This is a genomic window from Methylocella sp., assembly GCF_041905455.1.
GTDB lineage: Bacteria > Pseudomonadota > Alphaproteobacteria > Rhizobiales > Beijerinckiaceae > Methylocapsa.
This window is the reverse complement of sequence record NZ_JAYRLA010000007.1, coordinates 110387-133779: the sequence shown is the minus strand read 5'-3', so window position 1 is coordinate 133779 and position 23393 is coordinate 110387. Positions and strand designations below refer to the sequence as shown.

At 70.3% G+C, this 23393-nt stretch carries 23 protein-coding genes and 1 tRNA gene; 11 read left to right on the top strand and 13 right to left on the bottom strand.

The window, feature by feature from the left end:
* Nucleotides 1-4 precede the first annotated feature (4 nt).
* A complete protein-coding gene (locus ACE3OG_RS08120; RefSeq protein ID WP_374307454.1) occupies nucleotides 5-1009 on the bottom strand; it encodes a Tim44 domain-containing protein in 1005 nt (334 codons plus the stop codon).
* A 232-nt stretch (nucleotides 1010-1241) separates the two neighbouring features.
* On the opposite strand from ACE3OG_RS08120, the gene fabA reads away from it, so the two are divergent.
* From fabA to parC, 4 genes are all read left to right on the top strand, one after another.
* Complete coding sequence (fabA, locus tag ACE3OG_RS08115) at nucleotides 1242-1766, top strand: 3-hydroxyacyl-[acyl-carrier-protein] dehydratase FabA (protein ID WP_374307452.1); 525 nt, start codon at nucleotides 1242-1244, stop codon at nucleotides 1764-1766.
* 190 nt (nucleotides 1767-1956) lie between these two features.
* Nucleotides 1957-3180, top strand: a complete 1224-nt coding sequence (fabB, locus tag ACE3OG_RS08110) for a beta-ketoacyl-ACP synthase I (RefSeq protein WP_374307449.1) — start codon at nucleotides 1957-1959, stop codon at nucleotides 3178-3180.
* Nucleotides 3167-4009 carry an enoyl-ACP reductase FabI gene (gene fabI / locus ACE3OG_RS08105; protein ID WP_374307447.1) on the top strand — a complete coding sequence of 281 codons (843 nt, stop codon included), beginning with the start codon at nucleotides 3167-3169 and terminating at the stop codon, nucleotides 4007-4009. The genes fabB and fabI overlap by 14 nt, the downstream gene beginning before the upstream one ends.
* 123 nt (nucleotides 4010-4132) lie before the next feature.
* Nucleotides 4133-6388 (top strand): DNA topoisomerase IV subunit A, encoded by a 2256-nt coding sequence (parC, locus tag ACE3OG_RS08100; protein WP_374307445.1) that lies wholly within the window; start codon nucleotides 4133-4135, stop codon nucleotides 6386-6388.
* A gap of 10 nt (nucleotides 6389-6398) precedes the next feature.
* On the opposite strand, the gene ACE3OG_RS08095 is transcribed toward parC, so the two are convergent.
* Nucleotides 6399-6938, bottom strand: coding sequence for a hypothetical protein (locus ACE3OG_RS08095; RefSeq protein ID WP_374307443.1), 540 nt, complete (start codon nucleotides 6936-6938; stop codon nucleotides 6399-6401).
* Between the two features lie 311 nt (nucleotides 6939-7249).
* Here ACE3OG_RS08095 and ACE3OG_RS08090 point away from each other — a divergent pair, with 311 nt between their 5' ends.
* Nucleotides 7250-9256: a bifunctional serine/threonine-protein kinase/formylglycine-generating enzyme family protein gene (locus ACE3OG_RS08090; RefSeq protein ID WP_374307442.1), complete on the top strand. Its 2007-nt coding sequence runs from the start codon at nucleotides 7250-7252 to the stop codon at nucleotides 9254-9256.
* Between the two features lie 26 nt (nucleotides 9257-9282).
* Entirely contained in the window at nucleotides 9283-9801 is a 519-nt protein-coding gene (locus ACE3OG_RS08085) for a DUF4399 domain-containing protein (protein ID WP_374307547.1), read from the top strand.
* Nucleotides 9802-9806: 5 nt separating this feature from the next.
* On the opposite strand, the gene ACE3OG_RS08080 is transcribed toward ACE3OG_RS08085, so the two are convergent.
* Together ACE3OG_RS08080 and ACE3OG_RS08075 are read right to left on the bottom strand one after the other, a co-directional pair.
* Nucleotides 9807-10541 (bottom strand): arginyltransferase, encoded by a 735-nt coding sequence (locus ACE3OG_RS08080; protein WP_374307440.1) that lies wholly within the window; start codon nucleotides 10539-10541, stop codon nucleotides 9807-9809.
* Between the two features lie 104 nt (nucleotides 10542-10645).
* Nucleotides 10646-11119: an RDD family protein gene (locus ACE3OG_RS08075; protein ID WP_374307438.1), complete on the bottom strand. Its 474-nt coding sequence runs from the start codon at nucleotides 11117-11119 to the stop codon at nucleotides 10646-10648.
* A gap of 172 nt (nucleotides 11120-11291) precedes the next feature.
* On the opposite strand from ACE3OG_RS08075, the gene ACE3OG_RS08070 reads away from it, so the two are divergent.
* The 5 genes from ACE3OG_RS08070 (at nucleotide 11292) to ACE3OG_RS08050 (ending at nucleotide 13828) form a co-directional block, all read left to right on the top strand.
* Nucleotides 11292-11939: a M15 family metallopeptidase gene (locus tag ACE3OG_RS08070; protein ID WP_374307436.1), complete on the top strand. Its 648-nt coding sequence runs from the start codon at nucleotides 11292-11294 to the stop codon at nucleotides 11937-11939.
* Nucleotides 11939-12358 carry a secondary thiamine-phosphate synthase enzyme YjbQ gene (locus ACE3OG_RS08065; RefSeq protein ID WP_374307434.1) on the top strand — a complete coding sequence of 140 codons (420 nt, stop codon included), beginning with the start codon at nucleotides 11939-11941 and terminating at the stop codon, nucleotides 12356-12358. Before ACE3OG_RS08070 ends, ACE3OG_RS08065 begins: the two co-directional genes overlap by 1 nt.
* 11 nt (nucleotides 12359-12369) lie before the next feature.
* Nucleotides 12370-13188, top strand: coding sequence for a competence/damage-inducible protein A (locus ACE3OG_RS08060; RefSeq protein WP_374307432.1), 819 nt, complete (start codon nucleotides 12370-12372; stop codon nucleotides 13186-13188).
* Nucleotides 13185-13682, top strand: coding sequence for a xanthine phosphoribosyltransferase (gpt, locus tag ACE3OG_RS08055; protein ID WP_374307431.1), 498 nt, complete (start codon nucleotides 13185-13187; stop codon nucleotides 13680-13682). The genes ACE3OG_RS08060 and gpt overlap by 4 nt, the downstream gene beginning before the upstream one ends.
* A 60-nt stretch (nucleotides 13683-13742) precedes the next feature.
* A tRNA-Leu gene (locus ACE3OG_RS08050) sits at nucleotides 13743-13828 on the top strand.
* Between the two features lie 132 nt (nucleotides 13829-13960).
* Here ACE3OG_RS08050 and ACE3OG_RS08045 read toward each other — a convergent pair.
* From ACE3OG_RS08045 to ACE3OG_RS08005, 9 genes are all read right to left on the bottom strand, one after another.
* Nucleotides 13961-15214, bottom strand: a complete 1254-nt coding sequence (locus tag ACE3OG_RS08045) for a cation:proton antiporter (protein WP_374307429.1) — start codon at nucleotides 15212-15214, stop codon at nucleotides 13961-13963.
* A gap of 174 nt (nucleotides 15215-15388) precedes the next feature.
* On the bottom strand, nucleotides 15389-17038 hold the full coding sequence (locus ACE3OG_RS08040; protein ID WP_374307427.1) for an arylsulfatase: 1650 nt from the start codon (nucleotides 17036-17038) through the stop codon (nucleotides 15389-15391).
* Nucleotides 17039-17130: 92 nt separating this feature from the next.
* Nucleotides 17131-18387 carry a hypothetical protein gene (locus tag ACE3OG_RS08035; RefSeq protein WP_374307425.1) on the bottom strand — a complete coding sequence of 419 codons (1257 nt, stop codon included), beginning with the start codon at nucleotides 18385-18387 and terminating at the stop codon, nucleotides 17131-17133.
* The gene (locus ACE3OG_RS08030) at nucleotides 18384-19028 is read right to left on the bottom strand and encodes a hypothetical protein (RefSeq protein WP_374307423.1); all 645 of its coding nucleotides are present in this window, start codon (nucleotides 19026-19028) and stop codon (nucleotides 18384-18386) included. Before ACE3OG_RS08030 ends, ACE3OG_RS08035 begins: the two co-directional genes overlap by 4 nt.
* On the bottom strand, nucleotides 19025-19936 hold the full coding sequence (locus ACE3OG_RS08025; protein ID WP_374307422.1) for a VWA domain-containing protein: 912 nt from the start codon (nucleotides 19934-19936) through the stop codon (nucleotides 19025-19027). Before ACE3OG_RS08025 ends, ACE3OG_RS08030 begins: the two co-directional genes overlap by 4 nt.
* On the bottom strand, nucleotides 19933-20943 hold the full coding sequence (locus ACE3OG_RS08020; RefSeq protein WP_374307420.1) for a VWA domain-containing protein: 1011 nt from the start codon (nucleotides 20941-20943) through the stop codon (nucleotides 19933-19935). The genes ACE3OG_RS08025 and ACE3OG_RS08020 overlap by 4 nt, the downstream gene beginning before the upstream one ends.
* A gap of 2 nt (nucleotides 20944-20945) precedes the next feature.
* Entirely contained in the window at nucleotides 20946-21413 is a 468-nt protein-coding gene (locus ACE3OG_RS08015) for a DUF4381 domain-containing protein (RefSeq protein ID WP_374307418.1), read from the bottom strand.
* Nucleotides 21410-22363 carry a DUF58 domain-containing protein gene (locus tag ACE3OG_RS08010; protein WP_374307416.1) on the bottom strand — a complete coding sequence of 318 codons (954 nt, stop codon included), beginning with the start codon at nucleotides 22361-22363 and terminating at the stop codon, nucleotides 21410-21412. The genes ACE3OG_RS08015 and ACE3OG_RS08010 overlap by 4 nt, the downstream gene beginning before the upstream one ends.
* 11 nt (nucleotides 22364-22374) lie before the next feature.
* Nucleotides 22375-23346 (bottom strand): AAA family ATPase, encoded by a 972-nt coding sequence (locus tag ACE3OG_RS08005; protein WP_374307414.1) that lies wholly within the window; start codon nucleotides 23344-23346, stop codon nucleotides 22375-22377.
* Nucleotides 23347-23393 lie beyond the last annotated feature (47 nt).

Genomic DNA, 23393 nt, shown 5'->3' with positions numbered 1-23393 from the left:
CGGCTCAGGCCTGCTGGATGCCCGACAACGTCCAGCCGTCCGGCCCGGAGCCGGGGCGGCGCGTGAAGGTCCACAGCTCCGTCGCCTGCTGCGGCGTCGACGGGTCGCCGCCGACGAGCCGTCCGGTGGCGCGGTCGTAGGTCGCGTCGATCAGCGAGAAGCGCAGCGCCACGGTGGCGTAGTCCGCGTTCGGCTCGCGCCAGGCCTCCGACAGGTCGCCCTGCAGGAACTGGACGTTCGAGAGCGTGTTGACGACGCCGCGCCGCGCGTCTTCGGCGAGCTCGCCGGAAAAGCTCGCGGCCATCTCCGGCGTCGTCAGCGCGCGCAGGCGGTCCATGTCCTGCGCGCCATAGGCGCTTTGCACCTCCTGCAGCCGACGCTCGAACATGGAGAAGTCCGCCGGCGCGAGCTCGAGCTTCTGCTGCGCCGGCCGCGCCTGCGCCGCCCCGCCGCCCGTAGAGGCGCCGCCGAACGGCCCCGAGCCCCCGAACATCCCGCCTTGCCGGTTGAAGCCGAACGGCGAGGGGCCGCCCCCTGGCCCTCCGGCCGCCGGTCCCGCCCCCTGCGCCGCGAGGTTGCGGTTGCGGAACCAGTTGAGCGCGAAGCGCACGAGGAAGAACAGGAGGGCGAGCTGCAAAAGAAGCCCGATGAAAGACATCATGCCGCCGAGGCCGCCGCCGAAGCCGTGGCCGAACAGCATGCCGATGAGGCCGGCGCCGAGCAGGCCGCCGAGCAGCCCGCCGCCGAAGCCGGAAAAGAGGCCGCCGCGCCGCTGCGGCGCCTGCTGGCCGAAATTCGGTCGGTACTGGCCCTGATTCGGCGTCGTCGAGCGCTCGAACATGGAGCCGCCCTGCGGCGCGGTGGCCGTCGAGGGCGGCGCGCTCCAGGTGCGCGCGCCGCGGCTGCCGAACGAGCCGCCCTTGCCGGCCCGCGCGAAGGCGTCGGCCGACAAGCCTCCCGCCAGCGCCAGCGCGATGATCCAGATGAAGGTCTTTTGGCGGATCGCCATCGAATGTCCCGTTCGCCGTTGAAACGCGGGCGCAAAGCCCGAGGCTCGCACAGATATGGACGCGCGCGTTCACGAAAAAAAGAGCCGCGCCCGCCCGCGCCGGATTGCTTTTTGGTAATGCGCGGGCGGAGCTCGCGTCCGGCCGGCTTCCGGCCCCGCTCGCCCTGTGCTAGAACGCCGCGATTTCGCGGCCGGCGCCGCGGCGTCGGGAGCGCGGGAGTGGATGAAGCCAGTGAGTGAAGCCAGAGAGCGGCGCGAAAGCTTCGGTTATGAAGATCTGATCGCCTGCGCGCGGGGCGAGCTGTTCGGCCCCGGCAATCCGCAGCTGCCGCTGCCGCCGATGCTGATGTTCGACCGCGTCGGCGAGCTTTCCGAGACGGGCGGCCCCAACGGCAAGGGGCAGGCGCGCGCCGAGCTCGAGATCAAGCCCGACCTCTGGTTCTTCGGCTGCCATTTCAAGGGCGATCCGGTCATGCCCGGCTGCCTTGGCCTTGACGCGCTGTGGCAGCTGCTCGGCTTCTATCTCGGCTGGCTCGGCCTCAACGGGCGCGGCCGGGCGCTCGGCGTCGGCGAGGTCAAGTTCGCCGACCAGGTGCTGCCCTCGGTCAAGCGCGTGGTCTATGGCGTCGACCTGAAGCGCGTGTTCAAGACCAAGCTCGTGCTCGGCGTCGCCGACGGATGGTTGGAAGCCGACGGCGCGCGCATATATGAGGCTAAGGACCTGCGCGTCGGCCTGTTCACCGCCGCGCCCGCCTGAATTTTTCCGCGATCGGCAGGAGAAGATCAGGAGAAAATCAGGCGTCGAAACCGGCCGCTCCGGCCGGTTTTACGCTTTAAATCGGCGCAAGCGCGCCAAATCTGTTGCAATTCGCGCCGCCTCCGCCTTGAAGCGCTGGGGATCGGCGCCGCGCCGCGCGGGAGCGGTCCGCAAGCGGGAGTTTTGAAGCATGAGGCGCGTCGTCGTCACCGGAATGGGCGTCGTTTCGTCCATCGGCAACAATTCGCAGGAGGTGCTCGCCTCGCTGCGCGAGGGCCGCTCGGGGATCGTGCGGGCGGACAAATACGCCGAGCTCGGCTTCCGCAGCCAGGTGCACGGCATGCCGACGCTCGACCCCGAGCCGATGATCGACCGCCGCGCGCTGCGCTTCCTCGCCCGCGGCGGCCAGTGGTGCCATGTCGCCATGGAGCAGGCGATCGCCGATTCCGGCCTCGCCCCCGACGAGGTGTCGCATGAGCGCACCGGCATTGTCGTCGGCTCCGGCGGCGCCTCGCTGCGCACCATTGTCGAGGGCGCCGACACCGCCCGCTCCAAGGGGCCGAAGAAGATCGGCCCCTTCGCCGTACCCAAGGCGATGAGCTCGACCGCCTCGGCGACGCTCGCCACCTGGTTCAAGATCAAGGGCGTCAACTATTCGATCTCGTCGGCCTGCGCGACCTCCAACCATTGCATCGGCAACGCCTATGAGATGATCCAGTGGGGCAAGCAGGACGTCGTGTTCGCCGGCGGCTGCGAGGAGCTCGACTGGACGCTGTCGGTGTTCTTCGACGCCATGGGCGCCATGTCCTCGGCCTACAACGACCGCCCGACGGCCGCCTCGCGCGCCTTCGACAGGAACCGCGACGGCTTCGTCATCGCCGGCGGCGCGGGCATTCTGGTGCTCGAGGAGTATGAGCGGGCCAAGGCGCGCGGCGCCAAGATCTACGCCGAGGTCGCCGGCTATGGCGCGACCTCCGACGGCTTCGACATGGTCGCCCCCTCGGGCGAGGGCGCGGCGCGCTGCATGAGGATGGCGCTCGAGGGCGTCAAGGTTCCGATCGACTACGTCAATCCGCACGCGACCTCGACTGGAGTCGGCGACCTCAAGGAGGTCGAGGCGCTGCGCGAGGTGTTCGGCTCGGGCGGGAAGGCGCCGCCGGTGTCGGCCACCAAGTCGCTAACCGGCCATTCGCTCGGCGCGACGGGGGTGCAGGAGGCGATCTATTCGCTGCTGATGATGCAGAGCGGCTTCATCTGCGCCAGCGCCAACGTCGACGAGCTCGATCCGGCCTTCGCCGACGTCGACATCGTGCTCCAGCGCCGCGACAATGTTTCGCTGCGCGCCGTTTTGTCGAACTCGTTCGGCTTCGGCGGCACCAACGCCTCGATCGTCCTGAAGCATGTCGACGCCTGAGTCCGGCGGGCGCGAGATCCCGCGCGGGACGCTGATGGCGGGCCGGCGCGGCCTCGTCATGGGCGTCGCCAACGACCATTCGATCGCCTGGGGCGCGGCGCGCGCGCTGGCCGCGCAGGGCGCCGAGCTCGCCTTCACCTATCAGGGCGAATCGCTCGGCAAGCGCGTCAAGCCGCTCGCCGCGAGCCTGGGGGCCGAGCTCGTCATGCCCTGCGACGTCGAGGACCTTTCCTCGCTCGACGCGGTCTTCGAAGCCGTGCGCGAGCTGTGGGGCGGGCTCGACTTCCTCGTCCATTGCGTCGCCTTCTCCGACAAGGCCGAGCTGAAAGGCCGCTACGCCGACACGAGCCGCGCCAATTTCCAGCGCACGATGACCATTTCGGCCTTCTCCTTCACCGAGGCGGCGGCCCGCGCCGCGCCGCTGATGGGGCCGGGCGGGGCGATGGTCACGCTCACCTTCGGCGGCGCCACCCGCGTGATGCCCAATTACAACGTCATGGGCGTCGCCAAGGCGGCGCTCGAGGCGGGCGTGCGCTATCTCGCCGCTGATTTCGGGCCGCAGGGGATCAGGGTCAACGCCATCTCCGCCGGGCCGGTGCGCACGCTGGCCGGCGCCGGCATCGCCGACGCGCGCTTCATGTTCAACTTCCAGAAGGCGCATGCGCCGCTGCGCCGCACGGTGGACATCGACGACGTGGGCGGCGCGGCGCTCTATCTCCTGTCCGGCCTGTCGAGCGGGGTGACCGGCGAGATCCATTACGTCGACGCCGGCTACAACATCATCTCGATGCCGCATCCCGCCGACATGAAGGGCGCCGCGACGGAGTAGAAGCGGCCTCCGCCGCTCCGCCGGGCGCGTTTCTTAAGGGTTGATTCGCCTTCTTCACGCGAAGCTCGGACTCGAACAAAAACAGAACTTGCATCCGGCCGCCGCGCTCGCTAGCCCTTGGCCATGGGAAAGACCGTCAAGCCGCCGCCGCCTCCCGCCTCGGGGGGAACCGAGCCCGTCAGCCTGCGCGAGGCGCTCGAGGAGCGCTATCTCGCCTACGCGCTGTCGACCATCATGGGCCGCGCCTTGCCGGACGCGCGCGACGGGCTGAAGCCCGTGCACCGGCGCATCCTCTACGGCATGCAGATCCTGCGGCTCGATCCGGGGACCGCCTTCAAGAAATGCGCGAAGATCGTCGGCGACGTGATGGGCTCGTTCCATCCGCACGGCGACCAGGCGATCTATGACGCGCTGGTGCGCCTCGCGCAGGACTTCTCCTCGCGCTATCCGCTGATCGACGGGCAGGGCAATTTCGGCAACATCGACGGCGACGGGGCGGCCGCCTACCGCTACACCGAGGCGCGCATGACCGCGGTCGCGCGCCTGCTGCTGGAGGGCATCGGCGAGGACTGCGTCGATTTCCGCGACAATTACTCGGGCGACCAGCAGGAGCCGGTCGTGCTGCCGGCGGCGCTGCCGAACCTGCTCGCCAACGGCGCGCAGGGCATCGCCGTCGGCATGGCGACCTCGATTCCGCCGCACAACCTCGCCGAGCTCTGCGACGCCGCGCTCTATCTGCTCGCCCATTCGAACGCCTCGACCGAGCAGCTGCTCGCCTTCGCGCCGGGGCCGGACTTTCCGACCGGCGGCGTTATCGTCGAGCCGAAGGCCTCGCTCGTCGAGACCTATTCGACGGGGCGCGGCGCGATCCGCCTGCGCGCCCGCTGGACGAAGGAGGACACTGGGCGCGGCGGCTGGAGCGTCGTCGTCGCCGAAATCCCCTATACGGTGCAGAAGTCGCGGCTGATCGAGAAGATCGCCGAGCTTCTCAATGAGAAGAAGCTGCCGCTCGTCGGCGACGTGCGCGACGAATCGGCCGAGGACGTGCGCGTCGTTATCGAGCCGAAGACCCGCGCCGTCGATCCCGCGCTGATGATGGAGCACCTCTTCAGGCTCACCGAGCTCGAGACGCGCTTTCCGGTCAATCTCAACGTGCTCGAGAACGGCGTCGCGCCGCGCGTGCTCTCGTTCAGGGAGGCGCTGCAGCAATGGCTCGACCATCGCCGCGAGGTGCTGCTGCGCCGCTCGCGCCATCGCCTCGGCCAGATCACGCGCAGGCTCGAGCTCGTCGCCGGCATGATCGTCGTCTTCCTCAATCTTGACGAGGTGATCCGAATCATCCGCGAGGAGGACGAGCCGAAGCCGGCGCTGACCGCCGCCTTCGCGCTCTCCGAAGCGCAGGCCGACTATATCCTCGACACGCGGCTGCGCAGCCTGCGCCGGCTCGAGGAGATGGAGCTTAACCGCGAGAAGGACGCGCTCGAGAAGGAGAAGAGCGAGGTCGAGGCGCTTCTTTCCGACGAGGCCCGGCAGTGGCGCAAGATCGCCGCCGAGATCCGCGAGCTGAAGAAGGCCTATGGCCCGCAGACGAAGCTCGGCGCGCGGCGCACGAGCTTTGCGGCCGCGCCCGAGTTCGGCGAAATCGACGTCGCGAGCGCCCTCGTCGAGCGCGAGCCGGTCACCGTCGTCGTCTCGCAGAAGGGCTGGATACGGGCGCTGAAGGGGCAGGTCGCCGACCTCTCGGGCCTCGCCTTCAAGAGCGACGACGCGCTGGCCTTCTCCTTCTTCGCCGAGACGGTCTCGAAGATCCTCGTCTTCTCCGGCGACGGCCGCGTCTTCGCGCTCGACGCCGGCAAGCTGCCCGGCGGGCGCGGGCAGGGCGAGCCGCTGCGGCTGCTCGCCGACATCGGCGAGGGCGAGGAGATCGTCGCCGTGCGTCCCTACGAGCCCGGCGGGATCCTGCTCGTCGCGGCGAGCGACGGGCGCGGATTTCTGGCGCCGCAGGACGAGATGGTCGCCGGCACGCGCAAGGGCAAGCAGCTGCTCAACGTCGAGAAGCCGGCGCGCGCGAAAATCGTCGTCCCCGGCGAGGGCGACCATGTGGCGGTCGTCGGCGACAACCGCAAGCTGCTCGTCTTTCCGCTGGAGCAGGTTCCGGCGATGGCGCGCGGGCGCGGGGTTCGGCTGCAGAAATACGCGGCCGGCGGCTCGCTCTGCGACGCGCGCGTCTTCCGCCTCGCCGACGGCCTGTCATGGCCGGACCCCGCCGGGCGCACGCGCCATGTGACGCCGGACGAGCTGAAGGAATGGATCGGCGAGCGCGCGCAGGCGGGCCGCCTGCCGCCGCGCGGCTTTCCCAAGGACAACAGGTTCGGCTGAGCCCTCCCGCTCAGTCTCCCGCCGAGCCGGCGTTGATCGGAACGAGGCTGAGCCGCGCGCTGCCGCTAAGAGTCGTATCGTCGCCGTTGCTGTAGAAGACGCGCGGGTCGACGGCGATCTTGCACGGGCCCGAGCCGACATAGGCGTGGCCGGTCGTGAAGGTCAGCCCGCCGTTCGGGCAGACGGCGTTGCAGGGCGAGATCGGGTCGCTGACCAGACGGCTGCACAGGCGCGCCGAGGTCTTCGCCGCTATCGAGGTCGTGATCGTGCAGGCGCTGCTCTTCAGCGCGCCGTACTGGAACTCGACGTAGGCTTTGCAGACGACGTTCGAAGTATTGAAGACCGACACCACCGTCACAGTGCGGCCGGACGCGAACTGCGTATCCGACGTGAAGAACGGGATCAGATAACGCCCGACCTGCCCCGACGGCGGCGTCGTCGACTGGCTGATCGCGCCGCGGGGCGGCGCATCGCTCGCGGCGCGTGCGGAAAAGCTCACGAGGGCGCCGGCGAGGCAGATAAGAATCAGGCGCGTTTGTAAAGCCGTCATGCGCTTTACTCCATCGACCGGCGAAGGTCGTTCGTATGAGATGGGCGGCATGATGGGCGGCGCAAGCCTGCGCGGAATGTGCGCTGGAGCGCTTACGGCGCGGATAGACGATAATTAACAGAAAGCTAAGACCGGGATCAGCGATGGTTGAGGCCGCCATAAGGATATTCGCGCGCCGCTCGTAGTAAGCTTATTGCATGCCGGGCCGCATGAGGCGGTCCTCGATTTCCCCGTGGCCCGCCGCCCCGCTCCGCGCTACCATGCGCGAGCGCTAGGCTGGCGCCTCGCCGCAGCGCACGGAGCTCGCCGCCTTGAACGAGTCCGCAAGCCCTCCGCTGGTCTCCTATTCGCTCGCCGGACCCGGCACGCGCCTCAACGGCGTCTATGTGATCGACAAGCTCATCGCCACCGGCGGCATGGGGCAAGTGTTCGTCGGCCACGCCATCGAGACCGCCGACAAGGTGGCGATCAAGATGATTCGGCCCGAGCTCGCCAGAAGCGACACCTATCTCGCCCTGTTCCGCAAGGAGGCGGCGGCGCTGCACCGGGCGCCGCACGACGCGATCGTCCGCTACTATCTGTTCACCACCGACCCGCAGCTCGGCTGCCCCTACCTCGCCATGGAGTTCGTCGAGGGCGAGGCGCTCGCCGACGTGCTGGCGCGCGGACCGCTGCCGCTCGAGACCGTGCGCGTCCTGCAGCGCCGCATCGCTTCGGGCCTCGACGTCGCCCACCGCGCCGGCGTGATCCACCGCGACGTCTCGCCCGACAACATCATCATTCCCGAAAACGATCCGAATCGGGCCAAGATCATCGACTTCGGCATCGCCCGCGACTCGAAGGGCGAGGCGACGGTGATCGGCGGCGAATTCGCCGGCAAGTCGAATTTCGTCTCGCCCGAGCAGATCGGCCTCTTCGGCGGCGAGGTCGGCCCGCAGACGGACGTCTACAGCCTCGGCCTCACCCTCGTCGCCGCCCTTATCGGCCGCCCGCTCGACATGGAGGGGCTGCCGGCCGACATCGTGCGCAAGCGCAGCGTGGTCCCTGACCTCTCCGCCGTTCCGGCCGAGATGCGCCCGCTGCTCGCGCGCATGCTCGAGCCCGATCCGAAGCTGCGGCCGAGCATGGCCGAGGTCGCCGCCGCGGCCGACGCCGCCGCCGCGGCGACGCCCGTTCCGTCGAGAGCCGCGCCGCCGGCGAAGCTGCGCCCGAAGGCGGCGCTGGTCGCCGCCGCGCTCGGCGCGCTCGCGCTCGGCGTCGGCGGCTTCGTCCTGCTGCGCTCGGGCGAGAAGCCGGCGGCGATGGAAAACGCGCCTGCGCCGCGCCTCGTCGAGGAGCGCGAGCCGGCGCAAGAGCCGGTTAAGGAGTCGGCGGCCGCGCCGCGCGCCGACGCGGCGCCGGCCGGGCGCGCCGGCGAGCCAGCCCCGGACGCCGCCGCGCGGATCGTTCCGCCGCCTGCGCACGAGCGGGCGGCGCCGGACCAGCTCTCCGACTTCAAGCTCTCCGACGTCGCGCCGCCCGCGCCGCCGGCTGCGCCCGCCCCCGCGCCGGTCGCGCCGACGAGCGTCGCCGCCTTCGACCGGCCCGCGGCGCAGGCCGAGCCCGCGCCCTCGACGCGCGAGGGCGCCTTCCGCGATTGCCCGCGCTGCCCCGAGATGCTGACGCTGCCGGGCGGCGTCTTCTCGATGGGCGGCGCCGCCGACCCGAGCGAGAAGCCCGTCCACAAGGTGAAGGTCGCGCCGTTCGCGGTCGGACGTTTCCCGGTCACCGGCGCGCAATGGCGCGCCTGCGTCGAGGCCGGCGGCTGCGGCTACGATCCCGGCGGCGTCGAAGACGCTCCGGCGCACAATCTGAGCTGGCGCGACGCCGCGCAATATGTCGACTGGCTCTCGCACGAGACCGGCAAGCGCTACCGCCTGCTCACCGAGGCGGAGTGGGAATACGCCGCGCGCGGCGGCTCGCCGACGAAATTCTGGTGGGGGTCCGAGTTCAAGCCGGGCATGTCGGCGTGCCGCGGCTGCGGCGAGGCCGGCGACTCCGACCAGCCGCCGAAGATCGGCCAGTTTCCGCAAAACGGCTTCGGCCTGCAGGACGTCACGGGCTCGGCGGCGCAATGGGTCGCCGACTGCTGGCGCAAGAATTACAGGGGCGCGCCGACCGACGGCTCGGCGGTCGGCGCGCCCGATTGCGCGCAGCACGTGCTGCGCGGCGGCTCATGGACGAGCGCGCCGGCCGACCTCAGGGTGACCAACCGCGAATTCTACGACGCCAATGTCCGCTATCCGGGCCATGGGCTGCGCGTCGGCCGCGATCTTTGAGCGGCCCTGCGAAGGAGGATGCGATGATGAAGAATCCTGGCGCGACGGCCGTCTTCGTGAGCTGCGCCCTCGCCTGCGCCCCGGCCATGGCGCAGGCGCCGAATCCGGCGCCCGCTGCGCCCTCCGCCGACGCGCCGGCGTCCGCGCCGCAGACCCAGGCGCCGGCGGGCGTGAAGCTCTACGTCATCTCGCCCGCGAACGGGGCGCGCGTCCGCTCGCCTTTCGTCGTCCAGTTCGGCCTCAAGGGCATGGGCGTGACGCAGGCGGGAAGCTCCGCGCCGAACGCCGGGCACCATCACCTGCTCGTCGACGTCGCCGAGCCGGTGTCGGAGACGGCGGTGATTCCGTCCGACAAGAGCCACCTGCACTTCGGCGGCGGCCAGACCGAGACGACGCTCGATCTTCCTCCCGGGCGGCATACGCTGCAGCTCGTGCTGGGCGACGCCAAGCACCGGCCGTTCACGCCGCTCGTCGCCTCGCAGAAGATCGAGATCGTCGTCGTCTCGCCGACGAAGAAGCGCAAGCACCGGCGACACTCGGCCTGAGCACGCTAGCCCACCCGCTCCCAGCCGTTCATGGTGAGGCGCTCCTGCGGCAGGAAGCGCTCCTTGTAGGCCATCTTCTGCGAGCCTTCGACCCAGTAGCCGAGATAGACGTGCGGCAGGCCGAGGCGGCGCGCGCGCTCGATATGGTCGAGGATCATGAAGGTGCCGAGCGAGCGCTGCGGCAGGTCGGGCGAATAGAAAGAGTAGACCATCGACAGCCCGTCGGCGAGCAGGTCGGTGAGGCAGGCGGCGACGAGCTCGCCCGCGCCCGGACGTCCGCCCTCGGGCAGGCGGTATTCGACGAGGCGGCTTTCGACATGGGTGTCCTCGACCATCATCGAATAGTCGAGCACGGTCATGTCGGCCATGCCGCCCTCGCCGTGGCGGGCGTCGAGGTAGCGGCGGAACAGGGCGTATTGCTCGGCGGTCGGCTCGGTGCGGCCGACGCCGCCGAAAACGTCGCCGTTGCGCTCGAGCGCGCGCCGGAACGTCTTGGACAGGCGGAACTCGTCGACCTTGACCCTGACCGAGACGCAGGCCCGGCAGCGCTCGCAGGCCGGCCGGTAGGCGATCGTCTGCGAGCGGCGGAAGCCCGAAAGGGTGAGCTGGTCGTTGAGGCCGGCGGCGCGCCCGCCGATCAGGTGGGTGAAGACCTTCCGTTCCTGGCGGTCGGGCAGATAGGGGCAGGGCGCGGGCGCCGTGAGGTAGAACTGCGGCGCGTCGCGCGGCTCTCGCGTCAAGCTGGTCTGCCCTTTCGAACCCGACGTCTGTTGAGAATCAGGCTAGCGCTTTGCGCGCCGGCCCCGCAACTCAAAATTAATCGCCGGCGAACGTCGCCCGAAGCTCAGTATCCCTGGCGCGGGCGGCGGGTCATCACCACGCCGGCGACGATGTCGTGCAGGCAGCGCCGCCCGTCGGTGAACAGGGCGAGCAGGAACACCGGCGGGAACATCGTGCTGACGTAGAACAGCACGGCGTGGACGGCGGCGATCAGGAAGGGGACGCGGCCGCCCTCGGTCGTGCGCAGCTCGAGGTCCATCGCCCGCATGCCGGGCGTCGCCATGTTCGGCCCCGAGACGGTGAGGCCGTTGTAGAAGAAGGCGACGAGCGGGAACAGCGGCGGCAGCAGCACGACGGAAAGTCCGAGCGTCAGCACCGCGAGGCCGAACCAGATCGCGAAGGAGGCGATCGAGACGATGACGAAGTCGAGGACGAAGGCGCTGACGCGCCGCGTCAGCACGCCCGAGAAGGCGGCGGCCGGCAGGTTGGCCGGCTCGTACGGCGCGACCGGGAAGCCGGCGCTGCGAAAATCGCTCATGTGCGTTCGAAGTCTCCCGCGCCGCTGCGGGCGCTGGACGAATGTGGAGTCGCGCGCCGCCGCGCGCAAGATCGCGCGAAGCCTCGCCCTCGCCGCCGCGGCGCGAAACCCGTTTGCGCGCCGCGAAAAACGCGGACATAAGCATGGGCGCAACCGCAGCGGGGAGGCGACGATGAGGCAGGACGCGCGCCGGTCGGGCGAAGCGGCGCCGGCGGCGGCGCAGCCGGACGCGCCGCCCGGGAATTTCGTCCGCCTCGCCGAGGTCGCGCCGCAGATCGCGCAGGACATGCGCTACGCGGGCTGCGAGAATTTCCTCGGCCGGCCCGTTCCCGGCTACCGCTCGGCGCAATGCTGGCTGCGGCGCGAGGCCGCGCACGCCCTCGCGGCGGCGGCGCAGGAGGCCGCGGCGATGGGCCTGTCGTTCGTCGTCTACGACGGCTACCGGCCGCAGCGCGCGACGCGGGCCTTCCTCGCCTGGGCGCAGGATCCGCGCGACGTCGCGCGCAAGGCGGACTATTATCCGCGCCTCGACAAGGCGGACCTGTTCGAGCTCGGCTACATCGCCCGCCAGTCCTCGCATTCGACCGGCGCGGCGGTCGACCTTTCGATCGTCGGCCTCGACTTCGGCTCGCCCTTCGACCTGTTCGATCCGGTCTCCGGCGCGGACTGGCCGCATCTGCCGGACGAGGCGCGCCGCAACCGGGCGCTGTTGCGCGGATTGATGGAGCGGGCCGGCTTCGCCCCGCTCGCGCAGGAATGGTGGCATTTCTCGCTCAGCGCGCTCGACGGCGCGCCGGCGCATGACTTCGAGGCGCCCTGATGCGGCAGGCCCTGCGCGAGATCGAGGTCGAGACCCGCGGCCGGGGGCTCGTCGAGATCACCGGGCGGGCGGCGGATTTCGTCGGCGCGCAGGGGATGGCGAACGGGCTGCTCACCCTTTTCTGTCGCCACACCTCCGCGTCGCTGCTGATCCAGGAGAACGCCGACCCCGACGTGCGGGCCGACCTCGAAACCTTCTTCTCGCGCATCGCCCCGGAGGGCGCGGGCCTCTATATCCATGACGCGGAGGGGCCGGACGACATGCCCGCCCATATCCGCGCCGCCCTGACCCAGACCCAGCTCGCCGTTCCGGTGGCGGACGGGCGCATGCTGCTCGGGACATGGCAGGGCGTCTATCTTTACGAGCACCGGCGCGCCCCTTCGCGCCGGCGCGTGGCGCTGCATCTCATGGGCGCTTGAGGAGGCGGAACATGACCAGCCAGGACACCACCACGCAGGACGCCAACGCGCAGGACGCCGCCAGAGGGTCCGTGACGGCTGCGGTTCTCGTCATCGGCGACGAGATCCTGTCCGGACGCACGAAGGACACCAACAGCGGCCACATCGCCGAGCGTCTCGCCGCGCTCGGGGTGGACCTGCGCGAGATCCGCGTCGTCGGCGACTCGACGCAGGAGATCGCCGGCGCGCTCAACGCCCTGCGCGCGCGCTACGACTACGTCCTGACGACGGGCGGCATCGGCCCGACCCACGACGACGTCACGGCGGACGCCGTCGCCGTCGCCTTCGAGGTCGGGATTTCGGAGAACGAGCTGGCCATCGCCATGCTGCTCGAGCGCATCCGGCCCGAAGACCTCAACGAGGCGCGCCGGCGCATGGCGCGCGTTCCGCACGGGGCGGAGCTGATCGAGAACGACGTCTCCAAGGCGCCGGGCTTCTGGATCGGCAACGTCGTCTGCATGGCCGGCGTGCCGGCGGTGATGAAGGCGATGCTGGAGCGCGTCGCGCCGCGGCTCGACCGCGGCGCGCCGAGCCGGGCGCGGGCGATCGCCGCCGGGGCCATTCCCGAAGGCGCCTACGCCGCCGGCCTGCGCGAGATCGCCGACGCCTATCCGCAGGTCTCGATCGGCTCCTATCCGTCCTTCCGCAACGACAGCTTCCACAACGAGATCGTCGCCCGCGGCAAGGACGAGGCGACGCTGGCCGCCGCCGCCGCGGCGATCGAGGGGCTGCTCGAGCGGCTGCGCGCCGCCGGCGCCGACGTCCTCGCCGCGCGGACCGTTCCGGAGTGACGCGTCCCGAACCGGCGAAGGCGTTCCACGTCTCCTGGGACCAGCTCCACCGCGACGCGCGCGCGCTCGCCTGGAAGCTTTCCGCGCGGGGGCCGTTCTCTTCCGTCGTGGCGGTGACGCGCGGCGGCCTCGTGCCGGCGGCGATCGTCGCGCGCGAGCTTGACCTGCGCCTCGTCGACACCTTCTGCGTCGCGAGCTACGTCGGCGAATCGACGCGCGCGCGGACGCGCCTCATCAAGGGCGCGAGCGCCGAGGTCGCGGCGGCGGGCGGCGAAGGCGCGCTGGCGATCGACGACCTCGCCGACACGGGCGGCACCGCCCGCCTGCTGCGCGAGGCCCTGCCGCGGGCGCTGGTCGCGACGATCTACGCCAAGCCGCTCGGCGCGCCCTGCGTCGACGAATATGTGACCGAGGTCTCGCAGGACACCTGGATCTATTTTCCGTGGGACCTTGGCCTCAGCTTCCAGGCGCCGATCGCCGAGCGCGGGCGCTGAGGCGGCCGCGACGCGAAAAACGCTCCGGTTTTCGGGGCGGATGCTTTAGAAGAACAGCGCGGCCGCCTGGTGGAACCGGTAGACACAAGGCACTTAAAATGCCTCGGGCTTCGCCCGTGCGGGTTCGATTCCCGCGGCGGCCACCAGAGGATGGCGCAAGCCGCTGACAGACCTGCAAATCCGCAAGACGAAGCCCGCCCGGAAGCCGATCAGGCTGACGGACGGCGGCGGGCTCGTGCGCGCCATGGCGGAGGGGCCGCCTTTCTGGCGGGCGATCGTCATCCGGACCGGGGAATCGAAATCCCGGCGCTCTGCTTGGGATCGCCTCTCGTCGGGCGTTCGCGCAGACGCGCGACGGCGCGTTCGGTCATCAGCGGGCCGAGCACGGCCGTAACGACCACGAGCACGAGGATGGCGTTCAACATTCTGCCATCGATCAGCCGCTCGCCGGCGGCGTTCACGGCGTCGTAGCCGACCAACGCGGCCGCAAGCGTAGCCGCAACCTGCGGAATGGTGAGCGAGGCGGTCAAAAGGCGATCCGCCGCGCCGAAACCGAAAGCGCGCCCCGAGATTTCCGCCGCCGCCCACTTGGAGATGATCAACGTCATGATGATGGCCAGCACGAGCGCCAGGTCCGAGGTCAGCGATGCGACAAGCAGACGCAAATCGATCAGAAATCCTGTCACGATGAAGAACGCCGGGATGAAGACGCCGTTGCCGAGGAATTCGAGCTTCTCCTTGGCGGCCGACGCCCTCGCCGCCTGATTGACCGCCATGCCCGCGAGGAAGGCGCCTATGATGCCTTCGAGCTGGATCATCTCGGCGGCGATGGCGGCCGCGCAGACGATGACGAGCAGCAGTGTAAAGCTCGCCTGTTCGCTGTCGCCAAGGGCGAGCGCCGCCCGCCGCGCCAGCGGACCGATCACGCCGAGCAGGACCGTCGCGAAGACGATCACCTCTGCGATCTGCACGAGGACTGCGATTGGCGCAAAGCCGGCGCGATGCGTCGTCAGGCAGGCGGCGAGCACCAGCAAAGACAGGAGATCGGTCAGCACCGTCCCGCCGACCGTCACAATGACGGAGGGCCTCGTGGCGAGTCCCGCCGCCGCGACCATCGGAAAGGCGATGAGCGTATGCGACGCGATCAGCGAGCCGACGAGCAGCGCGGAAACGGGCGAATAGCCAAAGACGTGAGCCGCCGCGGCTCCGCCGGCGAAAGGAAGGGCGAAGGTCGCCGCGCCGAACAGGGCGGCGCGCCTGCGGGCGCGCGCGAATTCCTGAAGGTCGATCTCGAGGCCGACGAAAAACATCAGCAGCAGCTTGCCGAGCTCGGCGAAAAAGCTTGCGACTTCCGCATGTTCGGGAACGACGCCGAGCAGATGCGGCCCGACGAGAACGCCGAGGAGAATATAGCCGACGCAATCCGGCAGGCGCAGACGCGGGCTGGCCCAGCGGGTCGCCATCATGCCGAGAAGCAGAATGGCGAAGCGCGCCAGCGGAGGAAGGTTGAGGGCGGTTTCGGGGACGGTCATGTGCGTCTGTCTGGATGGCCAGCGAGTTCGTCCCATTGCGAGAACGGATCGGCTGAGAACGAATGCGCCCGTCGGCGTCAGCTTTACCGCGTCGCGCCGGGGAGCAAATGGCCGCGTGCGGCGACAGGCGTCAAAAGGCGGGAAGGCCCGGCGCGGGCCGGGCCTCGTTCGCAGCTATCTGTCGGGCGTAAGACGCTCGATTTCCTGCAGGCGCTTCAGCGCCGCCTGCTGGCGCAGCATGCCGTAATTGATGCCGCTCGGATTGAGCGTGCCGCCCTCCTGATAGGGGAACTGATCGAAATCGGCGAAGAACTCCTTGATCTTTCCCTGAATTGGAACGAGCAGCCACATGTTGCGGCCCAAGAACTCCATCGCGCCGCCGCCTTCCTTCAGGCCGCGCTCATAGGGGTCCATTCTGAGGTTTGTGATGAGCGCCCAGTTCGGCTTCTCGCGCGTCGCCGTCGCGATATTGCCCTCGCTGGCGACCGCAAAACTCAGCTTCCAGTCGTTCCAGCGGATGGCGTTGAGGTTGCCGCCCTGATCGAAGTAGTACAGCGCGTCGCGCGGCGGCGTCTTCGCTGTTCCTTTCAGCAATTCCGTCAGGTCGTAGCCGTCGAGATGGACCTTGAAGGTCTTGGCGCCGGCCTGGAAGCCGGTCTTCATCTTTTCCTTGAGGTCTGGAACGCCGGCCGCCGTGGCGAATGTCGGCATCCAGTCCATAAGGCTGACGATCTCGTTGATCTGCGATCCCGGCTTCACCACGCCCGGCCAGCGCACCACCATGGGAATGCGCATGCCGCCCTCCCAGGTCGTGCCTTTCTCGCCGTGGAACGGAGTCATGGCGCCGTCCGGCCAGAGCGCCAGCTCCGCGCCGTTGTCCGTCGTGTAGAGAACGATCGTGTCGTCGGCGACGCCGAGATCATCGAGCTGCTTCAAGAGCTGGCCGACGTGGCCGTCATGCTCGACCATGCCGTCAGCCTCGACGCCCTTGCCGGTCTTGCCGTTGCTTTCGGGCTTCAGATGCGTGAAGACATGCATGCGCGTCGAGTTGAACCACACGAAGAACGGCTTGTCCGCCTTGTGCTGCCGGTCGATGAAATCCTTCGCCGCCGCCAGAAATTCCTCGTCGATCGTCTCCATGCGTTTCGAGTCGAGCGGACCGGTGTCCTCGATGCGGCCGTCGGCGTGCGAATGGATGACGCCGCGCGGGCCGTATTTCTTGCGGAACGCCGGGTCCTTCGGATAGAAATAGCCCTCCGGCTCCTCCTCGGCGTTGAGGTGGTAGAGATTGCCGAAGAACTCGTCGAAGCCATGGTTTGTCGGCAGGTGCTGGTCCTGGTCGCCGAGATGGTTCTTGCCGAACTGGCCCGTGGCGTAGCCTTTCGTCTTCAAGACGTCGGCGATGGTCGGCATCCAGTCGGTGATCCCGTGCGGGTCGCCCGGCATGCCGATGGTGAGGAGGCCGGTGCGGAAGGGCTCCTGTCCCAGAATGAACGAGGCGCGGCCCGCCGTGCAGCTCTGCTGTCCGTAGGAATCAGTGAAGATCGCTCCTTCGGACGCGATGCGGTCGATGTTCGGCGTGCGATAGCCCATCAGCCCCATGGTGTAGGCGCTGATCTGTGAGACGCCGATATCGTCGCCGAAGATGACGAGGATATTCGGCGGCTTGCCCGAGCGGCCGCCGGCCGCGGAGGCGGGTTTGGCCTCCGTGGCCGCCTGCGCCCTGACGGCTGTCGCCGCGGCGACGATCGCGGTCGAGCCGGCCAGTATCGAGCGGCGGGACCAGTCCCCGCTGCGGTTGCTGTCGTCCTGGTTCCTAGACACTCATCTCTCCTTTAGTCTTGGGGTTTCCGCCAGCCTCTCGTCGAGGCGGGCGAAGAGGCGATCCACGGCGCGGCGGACGGCGAGGCCCGCGGTCATGGATTGAGCGGCGACAGGTCGGCAGGTCGCCGTTCGGCTGGAGCGGATCGGCGAACGCCGGCTGCGCGGTTGATGAACTCTCCGGCGTCGGCGGAACTCCATCGCCGCTCGCCGCCGGCGAAGAGCGCCTTCTCGAGGCCGGCGGCCGCTTCGGTCGCGCTGCGCCTTGCGATCGGATCGAGGAAGCTGCGCCAGCGCGAGAACGCGACATAGACGGCGCCTGCGTCGGCTGTCGCGTTCGAGCAGGCGCGGCGCAGGGCGGCGAAGGCCTCGCGCTCGGCGTGCGCCGCGCTCGTGCGGCGGCGGCGCAGGACTCGCGCGACGAGCAGCGCCAGACCTGCGAGGGCCGCCGCGGCGGCGACGCCCGCGAGCGCCGCGCGGAGGGAGACGCCGTCGTCCGTCGCCGTGGGCGCGGCGACGACGTCGAAGGCCGCGCCTTGCGCCGTCTCCGTCTTCAGCGCGCCTTCGCCGAGGTCCCACCAGGGCTGCGTCGCGGGCGGCAGCTCGAAACGTCCGGCGCGCTCGAAGACATAGGTGACGCGATCGACGCGACGCCCCGTGACGACGCCGCGATCGCTGCGGTCGTCGACGTCGGGAGGATCGACATAGACGGAAACCCCGGCCGGCGCGGGAAAGGCGAGGTCGCGCATGGCGAGGGCGGGCACGTCCTCAGCCGTCCGCGTGATCGTGCGCACGATGGCGTCGCCCGCTTTGAGCTGCGCCTTCGGCTCGGGCGCCCATTGCTCGACGAGCCTGAAGCTTCGCGTGGCGACCACCGGCTGCGAGGCGTCGACGCCGGGAGGATTCGCGACGTCGAGGCGCGTCGGCTCGCCCTGCGCGCGGCCGACCGCGTCGCCGTGCGCGTCGAGCAGCGTGACCGCCGCCGCGGGAACCTCGAGCTGGCCGCCGCGGCGCGGATAGAGGGCGAATTCGAAGCGCTGCCCGACATAGGGCTCGCCCGAAATCGCATCCCTGATGGTGAGGCCCTGCGTCTCGAAGCGGAACGCCTGCAGGCCCGGCGCGTCGGGCAGGCTCACCCGCGGGGGCCTTGGCATATCGCCGCGAAACAGCACGTCGACATAAAGCGCCACCCGCTGGCCGATCACCGCGCCTGTCTGCGGATCGAGGCTCTGGCGAACGACGACATTGGCGGGCGCCGGCGCATTTTCGCTCCCTGCGGAAAAGTCCTGCGCGCGCGGCGACGCGGCGAGGGCGAGGGCGAGCCAAAGCAGCGTCGCGAAGAGGCGCCTCATCGCGAGCCCTCCACGGCGCTCGCCGGCCGTCGCGCCTCGAGCTGGTAGCCGAAGCGGGAACGCAGGAAGTCGGCGGGTTTCGTCTGCACGCGCTTGAGCCAGAGCGCGCGCGCGGCCTCGTCGTTCATGGCGGCGGCGCCCGTCACCTGCGTCTCCTGCCCGCCCGGCCGCCCGGCGTCCTTGTCGTAGACGATCTGATCGGCGCCCTCGCCCTGCTCGCCGAGATCGCCGCCGGGCGCCTTCAGCCGCTTGGCCCGCAGCAGCGCGATCTTGCGATTGGCCTGCGCCTGCGGCCAGCCCGGCCGCAGCTCGAGCGCATGGCCGTAGCGGGCCGCCGCAAGCTCGTAGTTGCCGAGCATCGCCAGCGCATTGCCCTGATTATAGGCGGCGTTTGCGGAGTCGACGCCGGAAAAGCTCGCCTCGGCCGCCTTGAAGTCGCCCGCACGAAACTGCGCGACGCCGCGCCACAACGGATCGGCGAAAGCCTGCGCCGCCTCGGCGAAGCGGCCGCGCTCGAACAGAAAGCGCCCGCGCTGGTCGGGGCTCGCCCACAGATTCGACCAGCCGACCGCCCAGCCGGCGGCGGCGAGCGCGAGGGCGAGGACGGCGCCGAGCAGGGCGAAGGCGCGCGGCATGCTCATGACAGCGTCCATCCGCGGCGGAACCACAGCAGCGCCAGCAGCGCGATCAGCGGCGTCAGCCAGTAGCCTGTCTCCTCCCAGCGCGGCTCCTCGCCCGGCGAGGGCGGCGGCGGCCCGGCCGTCGCGAGCGCCCGCGCCAGCCCCTCGACGTCGCTCGGGTCGATGGTCGGCGCGATGAGCCGGCCATCGAGCGCGCCGGCCGCCGCGCGCAGCGCCGGATCGCTTGCGGCGCGCGCCGGCGGCAGCGTCGCGAAGATGAAGACGGGAGGCCCGCCGGCGTTTTTCGGAAGGGCGGACGCGGCGTCGGCGAAGACGACGATGGAGCCGCCCTGGCCGCCCTCATCGAGCGTCTTCGCCGCGAGCGCGACGGCGTCGGCGAGCGCGTCGCCCTGACGCGGCATCACGTCGGGCGCGAGCGCGCCGGCCATGCTGTTCACGACGGACGCGTCGGGCGTCGGCGGCAGCACGAGATGCGCCGTGCCGGCGTAGGCGACGAGCCCGGTCGGCGCGCCCTCGCGCAGCTTCAAAAGGTCAGCCATCTTCTCGCGCGCCCGGTCGAGCCGGGTCGGGGCGAGGTCGCGCTCCTGCATCGAAGGCGTGACCTTGAGCGCGAACATGGCCGGGCGCGCGGCCTGCGCGAAAGGCGAGGGCGCCTGCCGCCATGTCGGGCCGGCGATGGCCAGCGCGCAGAGCGTCCAGCCGGCGAGCAGCAGATCGGTCGGCGAAAGGCGCCGGCGGCCCGCGCCGCCGACGGTCAGCGCGGCGAGCAGATCGGCGTCCATGACCGCCCGCCAGCGCGCGGTCGCGTCGGCGCGCCGCCGCTGCAGAAGCCAGAGCGCCAGCGCCGGCAGGATCAGCAGCAGCCCCCACGGCCGCAGGAAATGGAAATCGGCGAGCGCGCCCGTCATCGCGCCGCCTCAGCCGTTCGCAGGCGCGGCCGGCGGACCAGCCGCAGCGCCTGCGCCGCCATGGAGAGGAGCGCGAGCGCGGCCAGCGGCGCCCAGTAGAGCTCGAGCCGCGGCTGGAAGGACACGGTCTCGATCTTGCGCGCCTCGATCGCGTCGAGGCGGCGATAGATCCCGGCGAGCTCGTCGCGGTCGAGCGCGCGGTAATAGCCGCCGCCCGTCGTCGCCGCGACCTCCTTCAGCGACGCCTCGTCGAGCTTCTCCTCGCCGGCAGCCGCGGGATCGCCGACGGCGACGGCGTGGATGACGACGCGCCTGTCCTTCGCGATCTTCGCCGCTTCGGCGGGCGGCACGCCGCTCGCCGTGTCATTGCCGTCGGTGAGCGCGATCATCGTCTTCGCCGGCGCTTTCGAGGCGGCGAAGAGATTGACGCCGAGGCCGATCGCGTCGCCGAACGCGGTCTTCGGGCCGGCCATGCCGACCTGCATCTCGCCGAGCATCTGGCGGGCGAGCTTCAGGTCGGCGGTGAAGGGGATCAGCGTGAAGGCGGCGTCGCCGAACACGACGACGCCGACCCGGTCGCCCTGCCGGCGGGCGAGGAAGTCGTCCAGCACCTGCTTGACCGCGGCGAGGCGCGTGACCTTTTCGCCGGCCGCGTTCGTGAAGTCCTGCGTATCCATCGACCCCGAAAGATCGACCAGCAGCAGCAGATCGCGCGCCGGCTTCTCGTGATGGACCGGCGGAAGGGTCCATTGCGGACGCGTCAGCGCGAGAAGCGCGAGGGTCCAGCATATGAACAGGGCGAGGGAGCGCCAGAGGCCGCGGGGGCTCACGCTCGCGCCCTCGCTCGGCGCGGCGCCGCTAAGGCGCCGCAGCGCCGTGAAGAAAGGAACGCGGACGGCGGGGCGATGCGACCTGTAGGGCGGCGCCAGCCAATAGACCAGCGCCGGCGACGGCCAGAGCAGGCCGAGCCACGGGTAGGCGAAGGCGAGGGACGGCGAGAAGGCCATGCTCAGGCCTCCCTTCCGTGGCGCTTCACCCAGTGCGCCGCCGCGGCCGCGATCGCGTCGCCGTCGAGGACGGGAGCGCCGAAAGCCGCCGACGCGAGAGCGCTGGCGCGTCCCTCCTCGAAATCGCGCATTCCGCCCGTGCGGTCGAGGAAGGCGAGCCAGGCGGCGCCGGTCAGGCTTGCGCTCCGCGCGCGCGGATAGGCGACGAGCGCCGCGCGTTTCAGGATCGCGGAGACCGCCGCCGCGCTCGCCGCGTCGCTGACTCTGCCGATCGCGGCGAGCTCTTTCAGCGCCTCACGACGATAGGCGTCGCGCCGATGACGGCGCAGCGCGGCGGCGCCGAGAATCGCGGCCGCCGCGAGCAGGGCGGCGGCGATGATCAGCCAGCCCGGCGCGGGCGGCAGAAAGGAGACCGGCGCCGGCGTCGCAATGTCGGCAAGCTGCGAAAGATCGGCCGGATCGTCGCTCACGCCGCGCCCTCGAGATGGACCGGCCGTCGCGCGGCCCGGCGGCCGAGCAGCTCCCGAAATTGCTCCGCCGTGTCGCGCGCGGTGGTGAGCGAAAGAACGGGAATGGAGCGCTGCCGCGCGAAATGTTCGATCGCCTTGCTGCGCTGGCGGAACTCCGACGCGAAAGCCGCGCGCAGGCCGCGCGCCGAACTGTCGACCTCGATCTGCTGGCCGCCTTCGGCGACCACGATCCGGCCGATGTCGGGCGGCGCCTCCTCGAGCGGATCGGAAACGAAGACGGTCAGCGCGTCATTGTGGGCGACGATCCGCGTCACAAGCCTTGCGGTCTCCCCGTTCGCCCCGGCGGCGTCTGAGATGAGGGCGAGCAGGCCGTCATGCGGCAGCAGCGCCATCGCCCGGGCGATGGCGACGTCAAGCAGCGAAGGGTCCGACGGGCGCGGATCGTCGGCCCTGAGCGCCCGGTTATGCCGCACGATGGCCTCGAACAGCGGGCCGATGGCGCCCCGTCGCGCGCGCGGACGGATCTCGTCGAGGCCGTTTTCCGAGAAGACGACGCCGCCGACGCGGTCCCCCAGCGAAGTCACGCGCCAGGCCGCAAGCGCCGCCGCCTCCGCCGCCACGACCGATTTCATCGCCCCGCGGCTGCCGAAAAACATGCCGAGCCGCTGATCCACCAGAAGGATCACCGGCCGGTCGCGCTCCTCCGTGTAGACACGCAGCTGCGGCGTTCCGGCGCGGGCGGTGGACATCCAGTCGATCGCCCGCACGTCGTCGCCTTCGCAATAGGCGCGCAGCTCCTCGAATTCGAGGCCGCGCCCGCGCAGCCGCGAGGCGTGCCGGCCGGCGAGGATCGAATGAACCGGCTGCTTCGGCAGGAAGCTGAAGCCCTTCGCGCGATGCTTCAGGCGCAGGAGATCGTCGAGCGAGACATAAACGCGGGCCTGCGTCATGCCGGCCTCCCTCACACCGCCACGGCGACCTGGCGGATAATCTCGTCGACGACGTCGTCGGCGCTCTTGCCGTCGGCGCCCGCCTCATAGGTCAGCGAGAGGCGATGGCGCAGGCAGTCATGCGCGACGGCCTGGACGTCTTCCGGCGTGACGTAGTCGCGCCCCTTGAGCCAGGCGAAGGCGCGCGAGGCGCGGTCGAGCGCCAGCGTGCCGCGCGGGCTGGAGCCGATGGCGATCCACTGCTTCAGAGCGTCGCCGAACTTGTCGGGGCGGCGCGTCGCCGCGATCAGGGCGACGATATAGGATTCGACCGCCTCGACCGTGCGCACCGCATGGATCTCCTTGCGGGCCGCAAAAATCTCGCTTTGCGGAATCTTCGGCGCGGCGTCGCCCTCAGCGCCCGCCTCCTCGCCGCGCACGAGCCGCATCACCTTCGCCTCGTCCGCGTCGCTCGGATAGGAGATGCGCACATGCAGCAGGAAGCGGTCCATCTGCGCTTCGGGCAGCGGATAGGTTCCTTCCTGCTCGATCGGATTTTGCGTCGCCAGCACCATGAACAGGTCGGGCAGGGCGTAGGTCTTGCCGGACACCGTGACCTGCCGCTCCTCCATCGCCTCGAGGAGGGCCGACTGAACCTTCGCCGGCGCCCGGTTGATCTCGTCGGCGAGCACGAGATTGCCGAAGATCGGCCCCTTGCGGAACTCGAACGAGCCCGCCCCGGCGGCGTCCGCGCGATAGATCTCGCCGCCCGTCACGTCGGAGGGGAGCAGGTCCGGCGTGAACTGGATGCGGCTGAAGTCGCTCTCCAGCGCCTGCGACAGGCTTCTGACCGCCCGCGTCTTGGCGAGGCCGGGCAGACCCTCGATCAGCACGTTGCCGTTGGCGAGCAGGGCGATGATCAGCCGCTCGACCACGCGCTCCTGGCCGACGACGCCCTGCTCGACGCGCCGCTGAATTTCGAGAACGCAATCGCGAGCCGTCATGCTGATTTCATCTCCTGCGTCACGCCGGGATCAGTTCGACGGGCGTC